8 protein-coding genes and 1 tRNA gene are annotated in these 7,735 nt (G+C 37.2%); 2 read left to right on the forward strand and 7 right to left on the reverse strand.

Features of this window, described 5'->3' with window-relative positions:
* Positions 1-2 precede the first annotated feature (2 nt).
* The 3 genes from rpoD to ACYPXO_RS06925 form a co-directional block, all read right to left on the reverse strand.
* Complete coding sequence (gene rpoD / locus ACYPXO_RS06915) at positions 3-1,115, reverse strand: RNA polymerase sigma factor RpoD (protein WP_459639881.1); 1,113 nt, start codon at positions 1,113-1,115, stop codon at positions 3-5.
* Between the two features lie 36 nt (positions 1,116-1,151).
* Positions 1,152-2,927, reverse strand: a complete 1,776-nt coding sequence (gene dnaG, locus ACYPXO_RS06920; protein WP_459639882.1) for a DNA primase — start codon at positions 2,925-2,927, stop codon at positions 1,152-1,154.
* Between the two features lie 79 nt (positions 2,928-3,006).
* Positions 3,007-4,014, reverse strand: coding sequence for a deoxyguanosinetriphosphate triphosphohydrolase (locus ACYPXO_RS06925; RefSeq protein ID WP_459639891.1), 1,008 nt, complete (start codon positions 4,012-4,014; stop codon positions 3,007-3,009).
* Positions 4,015-4,170: 156 nt separating this feature from the next.
* Here ACYPXO_RS06925 and ACYPXO_RS06930 point away from each other — a divergent pair, with 156 nt between their 5' ends.
* Positions 4,171-4,575: a hypothetical protein gene (locus ACYPXO_RS06930; protein WP_459639883.1), complete on the forward strand. Its 405-nt coding sequence runs from the start codon at positions 4,171-4,173 to the stop codon at positions 4,573-4,575.
* A 47-nt stretch (positions 4,576-4,622) separates the two neighbouring features.
* On the opposite strand, the gene ACYPXO_RS06935 is transcribed toward ACYPXO_RS06930, so the two are convergent.
* The 4 genes from ACYPXO_RS06935 to infC form a co-directional block, all read right to left on the reverse strand.
* A tRNA-Leu gene (locus ACYPXO_RS06935) sits at positions 4,623-4,707 on the reverse strand.
* 144 nt (positions 4,708-4,851) lie between these two features.
* Positions 4,852-5,205 (reverse strand): 50S ribosomal protein L20, encoded by a 354-nt coding sequence (gene rplT / locus ACYPXO_RS06940; protein WP_009460877.1) that lies wholly within the window; start codon positions 5,203-5,205, stop codon positions 4,852-4,854.
* Positions 5,206-5,236: 31 nt separating this feature from the next.
* Positions 5,237-5,434 carry a 50S ribosomal protein L35 gene (rpmI, locus tag ACYPXO_RS06945; protein WP_009460876.1) on the reverse strand — a complete coding sequence of 66 codons (198 nt, stop codon included), beginning with the start codon at positions 5,432-5,434 and terminating at the stop codon, positions 5,237-5,239.
* A gap of 55 nt (positions 5,435-5,489) precedes the next feature.
* Complete coding sequence (infC, locus tag ACYPXO_RS06950) at positions 5,490-5,984, reverse strand: translation initiation factor IF-3 (RefSeq protein ID WP_459639884.1); 495 nt, start codon at positions 5,982-5,984, stop codon at positions 5,490-5,492.
* A gap of 335 nt (positions 5,985-6,319) precedes the next feature.
* On the opposite strand from infC, the gene ACYPXO_RS06955 reads away from it, so the two are divergent.
* On the forward strand, positions 6,320-7,675 hold the full coding sequence (locus ACYPXO_RS06955) for a sodium-dependent transporter (protein WP_459639885.1): 1,356 nt from the start codon (positions 6,320-6,322) through the stop codon (positions 7,673-7,675).
* The last annotated feature ends 60 nt before the right edge of the window (positions 7,676-7,735 follow it).

The following is a 7,735-nucleotide window of genomic DNA, read 5'->3' on the forward strand; positions in this document are numbered from 1 at the left end:
TCCTAATCTAAGTAATCTCTCAATTTACGACTTCTGCTAGGGTGACGAAGTTTTCTCAACGCTTTTGCCTCTATCTGACGAATTCTCTCTCTTGTAACGTCAAATTCTTTTCCGACTTCTTCCAAAGTTCTCGCTCTTCCGTCATTCATACCGAAACGAAGACGCAATACTTTCTGTTCTCTGTCCGTTAATGTATTTAAAACTTCTCCCAACTGCTCTTTTAACAATGTGGCTGCTGCAGCCTCCGCAGGTACAGGAACGTTATCATCCTGAATAAAATCTCCCAAATGACTGTCTTCCTCTTCACCAATAGGTGTTTCTAAAGATACAGGTTCCTGAGAAATTTTCAAAATCTCTCTTACTCTTTCTACAGGCATATCCAATTCTTCCGCAATTTCTTCCGGTGACGGTTCTCTTCCCAATTCCTGAAGCAACTGTCTTGATACACGAATTAATTTATTAATTGTTTCAACCATATGCACCGGAATACGAATTGTTCTCGCCTGATCCGCAATCGCTCTTGTAATTGCCTGGCGAATCCACCATGTCGCATATGTGCTGAACTTAAACCCTTTTTCGTAATCAAATTTTTCAACCGCTTTAATAAGCCCCAAGTTTCCTTCCTGAATCAAATCAAGGAAAAGCATTCCTCTTCCTACATAACGCTTGGCAATGCTGACAACAAGACGAAGATTTGCTTCTGCAAGACGTTTTTTCGCCTCTTCATCTCCCTCTGCCATACGTTTCGCCAATTCGATTTCCTCTTCTGCACTTAAAAGAGGTACTTTACCAATTTCCTTTAAATACATACGCACAGGATCTTCGATACTGATTCCATCCGGCACGGATAAGTCAATTTTTTCCACATCCACTTCGTCCTCATCAGTAATGACAACTTCTAAATCATCGTCGTCATCTACATCACCGTTAATACGGAGAACGTCAATGTTCTGTCCTTCTAAATACTCAAAAACCTTCTCCATCTGTTCCGGTTCTAATTCCATATCCGCAAAAATTTCATTGATTTCCTGTATCTCCAAAATGTTTTTCTTCTTTTTGCCAAGCAATAATAATTCCTTTAGTTTTTCTTCAAATTTTACGATATTTTCTTCCATATTGTATCAATCCTCTCATTTGCTTTTATTTTATCCTTAATCAATGGAAATATGCAGTTTCTGCAAGTCCTGTAGTTCCCGCTTTGCGTTCATCAGTTTTTGCAGCCCGACAATATCAGTCGGGTCAAGCATTTTCGTTGCATATTCAATGCTATTGTTTTTTACTCGAATAATTGTTTCCTTTAACGCTTTTTCTTGCTCCTGTTTTGTTGTCAGTTCTTTGATTTTTGTGTGGAACAATGAAGCAACTTCCCTATGTTCTTCTTCATCCGTAAAATGATTCATTATCTTTGCCGGATTTACTTCTCCATTCTCATACTGCTCATACAAAATTTTCGCAACCGTTGCGTAAAGTTCCTCCGTAAAATCTTGCGGGGAAATGTATTTTTGAATTTGTCTGAAGATTTTCTCATCTTCCAAGAGCCATGTCAGCAAAATTTTTTGCGACCTTAAATTTCCATCCTCTCGAATCTTCTCTTTTCCGACTGCCTGTTTCGGTTTAACCGCAGGAGTCGCCAAGCCTGATTGCACCGCCATCTTAGTTACCAGTTTTCTTAAATTATCATATCCGATATGATATGTCTGTGCCACAGCCTCGATATAGTTTTCTCTCTCTATCTCCTCCTCAAAATTGCAGAGTCTTCTCGCAACTTCCCGATGAAACTCCGTTTTCCCTTCAGGCGAGTTCATATCAAAGTTTCTCTCCAGCATTTCCAAGTCAAACATAAATCCGTTTCTTGCCTTTGCTATTCTATCCGCAAAAGCGTCCGCTCCAAAATTTTTAATAAACTCATCCGGATCTTTATAGGGGTCCATTCGGATGACCTTTGCAGTAATTCCCGCATCTTTCAGAATCGGAATTGCCCGAAGTGCCGCCTTCGTTCCCGCCTCATCACTATCGTAAGTGAGATAAACTTCATTTACATACCGCTTCAACAAAGAGGCATGTCCCGCCGTAAGAGCAGTTCCAAGCGATGCTACCGCATTTGTAAAACCAGCCTGATGTAAAGCAATGACGTCCATATACCCTTCGCAAATAAGGAAATACGGCTTTCGTGATGTTCTTGCCCGATTTAATCCATATAAGTTACGGCTTTTATCAAACACAACCGTTTCCGGTGAATTAAGATATTTGGGTTTTGCATCTCCCATAACTCTTCCACCAAAGCCGATTACACGATTATTTACATCCATAATCGGAAACATAACTCTGTTCCAAAACTTATCATATGCTCCCTTTCGCTCATCCACATTAACAATTCCTGCTTTTATAAGGAGTTCATCACTGTAGCCTTTTGTCTTTAAATATCTATATAGGTCATCACTGTATTTGTTTGCATATCCCAGTCCAAACGCCACTATTGTTTCTTCACTCAGCCCTCTTTTTTTCAAATAATCGTAGGCAGTTTTACCGCTCTCCGTCTTTAACTGTGCATAAAAATATTTTGCCGCCAATTTATTTATCTCTAAAATGGTCAGTTTTAAGTCTGCCTTTTCCTTCGCCTCTTTTGAGTATTCCATTTCCGGCAAATCAATTCCTGCCCTCTCGGCAAGAAACTTTAATGCCTCTACAAATGAATAATTCTCATATTCCATAATGAACGTAAATACATTTCCGCCTGCCCCACATCCGAAGCAGTAATACATCTGTTTCTCTCTGCTGACTGAAAATGACGGAGATTTCTCATTATGAAACGGGCAAAGTCCAAAGTAGGAACTTCCCTTTTTCTGAAGTTTTACATATCCGGAAATCACATCTACAATATCATTCCGCATTCTTACTTCTTCTACTAATTCCTCCGAATAATACATGGAATACCTCCCGTATATAAAATTCCTTATGATTTATATTCCCATATTTATATATTCAACAAAAGTTTCCGATTTCCTTTTAACTTTTCCATGATTCCGGAATAAAAAATTCCTGAAACTTTTTTACCGCATATGCGTCTGTCATTCCGGCAATAAAATCACATACATTCTGCTCTTTTGTGCTTATTCCCTCTGCAATTCTCTGCAAATATTTCTCCGGTAATTTATCCATATGGTCAATATAGTATCCGTACAGATTTTTAATCATCTCTACTGCCTTTGTTTCCTCTCTCTTTGCCGCCGGATTAAAATAAACATTTTCAAACATAAATTTTCTCAATCCTGCCGTTGCTTTTTCTATATCTTTTGACATTGTTATGTATGGCTTATCCATACTATTGATAATTACATTATGTATCATCGTATTCAAACGCATTCGGGTTGTTTCTCCCAATATTTCCCGATATTCTTTTGGAATATCTTCCGGCTTTAAAACACCACCACGAATGGCATCATCAATATCATGGTTAATATAGGCTATTTTATCCGAAAGTCTGACAATCTGCCCTTCCAGTGTAGATGGTTTTCCGCTCGTCTTATGATTTAAAATACCATCTCTTACTTCCCACGTCAGATTTAAGCCCTGTCCTTGTTTTTCCAAGCACTCTACAACACGAACACTTTGTTCATTATGCTTAAACCCATGTGGACTGACTTCATTTAACGCACGTTCTCCTGCGTGTCCAAAAGGAGTATGCCCCAAATCATGCCCAAGAGCAATCGCTTCTACTAAGTCTTCATTTAACCGTAACGCCTTTGCAATTGTTCTGGCATTTTGCGAAACTTCCAAAGTATGAGTCAGCCTCGTTCTGTAATGATCACCCTTTGGCTGAAGAAATACCTGTGTTTTCTGTTTTAATCTGCGAAATGCCTTACAATGCAAAATTCTATCCCGATCTCTCTGAAACACAGGACGTACATCACACTGTTCTTCTTCCCTCTCTCTTCCTTTTGACTTACTGCTTAATGTTGCAAAAGGACTCAAATACTCTACTTCTCTTAATTCCAACTGTTCACGAATTGTCATAGCCATCCCTCGACTTCCTGTTGAAATGTTTTTAGTGTCTTATTATATATTATTCTGTGTTTCTCCTTCATTTCCTTTTTTTCGGCAAATTTTTTGACTAACTTTTTATTTTTTGTTGCATATAATATATTATAACGATACATTTAGGAGGTCTTTATGACAGAACGGGAGTGCTATACCACAAAATCCATTGAACTTCATTTATTTTTCGGTCGAATACTTCTCAGACAGATTTATGAACTTTCCTCCACAGCGGACTATAATGTTCTGTCAGTTTTTGAGGAAAAATACAAAGTTCTTCTTTCCAAAACTGCTGATATAGGTAACTGCCTACTCAATGGCACAATCTCTTTGGATGATTCTCAGGAAATAAAATACATAAATCAGGATATACTCTTGCTCCTGCAAAAATTCACCTGCATTCTGGAAAATCTTTCGCTGTCTGTATTAAAATGGGAAACTCATTTTTACTGGCAATGTATTCTCTGTCTGGAAACCCAAAGTAGTTATGCTCTTCCTCGCCACTGGATAAAGCAAATCTATAAATCAGATTTCTTTTAACTTATATACAAAAATAGGAACATATTTCTATGTTCCTATTCTCTTCCTGCAGGAGATGGGACTTGAACCCACACAAGCGCATTGCTTACAAGATCCTTAGTCTTGCTCGTCTGCCAGTTCCGACACTCCTGCATACTTTATATCATTTTCGCTCCGAAAAGTATATTACTATATTTCAATATACTTGTCAACAATTTTTAAAAACTTTTTTAACTTTTTTTAAAAACTATTCAGTCATATTAATTTTTTCCATGACTGAATAGTTTTATTGTTTAATTAGTTTGCTTTTTTAGCTAATTCTGCTAATGTAGCAAATCCTGCTGCATCATTGATAGCCATGTCTGCTAAGATTTTTCTGTTCATCTCTACACCTGCAACTTTTAAGCCATGCATAAATTTGCTGTATGATAAACCGTTCATTCTTGCTGCAGCGTTGATACGAGCAATCCATAACTGTCTCATCTGACGTTTACGCTGTTTTCTACCAGCGTATGCAGATGTTAATGCTCTCATTACTGACTGTTTTGCTACTCTATACTGTTTACTTCTGGCTCCTCTATAACCTTTAGCCAGTTTTAATGTTCTGTTATGTTTCTTCTTAGCGTTCATTCCGCCTTTAATTCTTGCCATTTCTTAGTCCTCCTTCAATCTTATCTAAATCTTATAGATATGGTAATACTTTCTTCATATTCTTTACGTTGCTGGCATCTGTAATAGTTGCCTGTCTAAGATTTCTTTTTCTCTTTGTAGATTTCTTAGTTAAGATATGGCTTTTATAAGCTTTATTTCTTTTTAATTTCCCTGTTGCTGTTTTTTTGAAGCGCTTTGCAGCTGCTCTATTTGTTTTAATTTTTGGCATAATAAACTTCCTCCTTAATGTTTACTGTGGATTTTAATCCGTTTTTATTTTATGTTTAACGCTTTTCCGTTAAAACCATACTCATGCTTCTTCCTTCTAACTTAGGCTGTTTTTCAACAGAAGCAACATCTTTCAGCATCTCTGCAAAATCATCTAAGATATGTTTGCTCGTCTGAACGTGTGCCATTTCTCTTCCTCGAAAACGTAATGTAACTTTTACTTTATTACCTTTTTCGATAAATTTCTTTGCGTTATTGACCTTTGTATTCAAATCATTTGATTCAATATTTGGTGACAGACGTACCTCTTTCACATCAACAGTTTTCTGCTTTTTCTTTGCTTCCTTCTCTTTTCTCGCCATCTCATATCTGTATTTACCGTAATCGATAATTTTACAAACCGGTGGTTTCGCTGTTGGAGCAATTTTAACTAAATCCAAATCTGCTTCCTGTGCGAGTTTCATCGCCTCTCTTGAAGACATAATCCCTAATTGTTCTCCATCTTCTCCTATCAGACGTATCTCTTTATCTCTGATTTGTTCGTTAATCATTAAATCGCTAATTGTCTTGCACCTCCATCATAAATATAAAACCTTTTGAACGCAAAAAAATGAATAGCACAAACTATCCACCTAAAATTTTACATAATACACTTTTCTTTCCTAAAGGAAAATGCTATAATTATGCTCAATATCAAACCATTAGTCACTCGATTGTGCTAAGGTGAGAGTGGATACTCTACTTTATTTTTTGCTTTCCGCTCTTATTAATCTACCATAGTTTCATCGTACTGTCAACAGTTTTTTCTTTTTTATTTTCTTATTGATTTTACACGGCTCTTATGCAATAATCATATACAATTTTAAAGGAAGAGGAGGTTTTATTTATGTCACAACGTAGTAATTTTTCAAGTAAAATCGGATTTGTACTTGCAGCAGCAGGTTCAGCAGTAGGTCTTGGTAACATTTGGCGTTTCCCATACCTCGCTGCTCAATATGGGGGCGGAACTTTTCTGCTGGTATATTTGATTCTTGCCGTCACTTTTGGATTCACTTTAATGATTGCAGAAATCGCAATAGGTCGTAAGACAGGTTTAAGCGCTATCGGTGCTTTTAAGAAACTGGACAGCCGCTTTGGATTTTTAGGTGTACTTGCCGCAATCATTCCAATCATTATCTTTCCATATTATAGTGTTATCGGCGGATGGGTTATTAAGTATTTCGCTGTTTTTGTTTCAGGCAACGGCACAAAGGCGGCAACCGACACTTATTTTAACGAATTTATTTCTTCCACTACAGAACCTATCGGCTGGTTCTTTCTCTTTATTGCCTTTACGGCCATCGTCGTTTTACTGGGCGTACAGAAAGGAATTGAAACAGTAAGTAAGTTTATGATGCCTGTTCTTGTTGTCCTTTCCGTAGGTATCGCATTTTACGGACTGACTGTAGACGGTGCTTTAGACGGACTTGTATATTATCTTAAACCAAGTTTAAAAAACTTTTCTGTTAAAACAATATTGGCTGCCATGGGACAACTTTTTTATTCCATGTCACTTGCCATGGGGATTATGGTAACTTACGGTTCTTATATGAAGAAAGAAAATAATCTTGAATCTTCCGTAAGACAAATTGAAATATTCGATACAGGCATCGCTTTTCTTGCAGGACTTATGATTATTCCGGGTGTATTCGCTTTCTCCGGAGGAACTGCCGAAAGCCTTAATCAAGGACCGGGACTTATGTTTGTAACTCTGCCAAAAGTATTTGACAGTATGCCTATGGGCAATATTATCGGAACACTGTTTTTCCTGCTTGTATTTTTTGCAGCATTAACATCCGCTATTTCTTTAATGGAAACTATTGTATCCATTTTAAGAGATAAATTCCATTGGAAGAGAAAATTCACCTGCGGTGTTGTTACCGTTATTGCTCTTCTTATGGGACTTCCGTCTTCACTCGGATTTGGTATGTGGTCACACATCAAATTTATCGGACTATCCATTTTAGATACATTTGACTTTATCAGCAACAGTATACTGATGCCTATCCTCGCATTCTTCATCTGTATTTTTGTCGGATTTGTAATCAAGCCGAAAACAATCGCAGATGAAGTTAAAGTGGGAAACACAAAATTTAAAGGTGAAAAATTATTCTCTATTATGATTAAGTGGATTGCACCTGTATGCCTTATTGCTATTTTAATCAGTTCTGTTTTAAATGCCTTAGGAATTATTGTATTATAGTATAATTAAGAAAGAATAAATATCCACCCGCCTAGCGGGTGGTCAGACTGTAGACAAAGT

The sequence above is a fragment of the Faecalimonas canis genome, from assembly GCF_054601575.1.

What these genes read in the sequence shown, in the direction of transcription:
- rpoD (WP_459639881.1), bottom strand. Translation starts at nt 1,115, where the DNA reads ATGGAAGAAAATATCGTAAAATTTGAAGAAAAACTAAAGGAATTATTA.
- infC (WP_459639884.1), bottom strand. Translation starts at nt 5,984, where the DNA reads ATGATTAACGAACAAATCAGAGATAAAGAGATACGTCTGATAGGAGAA.
- rplT (WP_009460877.1), bottom strand. Translation starts at nt 5,205, where the DNA reads ATGGCAAGAATTAAAGGCGGAATGAACGCTAAGAAGAAACATAACAGA.
- dnaG (WP_459639882.1), bottom strand. Translation starts at nt 2,927, where the DNA reads ATGTATTATTCGGAGGAATTAGTAGAAGAAGTAAGAATGCGGAATGAT.
- ACYPXO_RS06955 (WP_459639885.1), top strand. Translation starts at nt 6,320, where the DNA reads ATGTCACAACGTAGTAATTTTTCAAGTAAAATCGGATTTGTACTTGCA.
- rpmI (WP_009460876.1), bottom strand. Translation starts at nt 5,434, where the DNA reads ATGCCAAAAATTAAAACAAATAGAGCAGCTGCAAAGCGCTTCAAAAAA.
- ACYPXO_RS06930 (WP_459639883.1), top strand. Translation starts at nt 4,171, where the DNA reads ATGACAGAACGGGAGTGCTATACCACAAAATCCATTGAACTTCATTTA.
- ACYPXO_RS06925 (WP_459639891.1), bottom strand. Translation starts at nt 4,014, where the DNA reads ATGACAATTCGTGAACAGTTGGAATTAAGAGAAGTAGAGTATTTGAGT.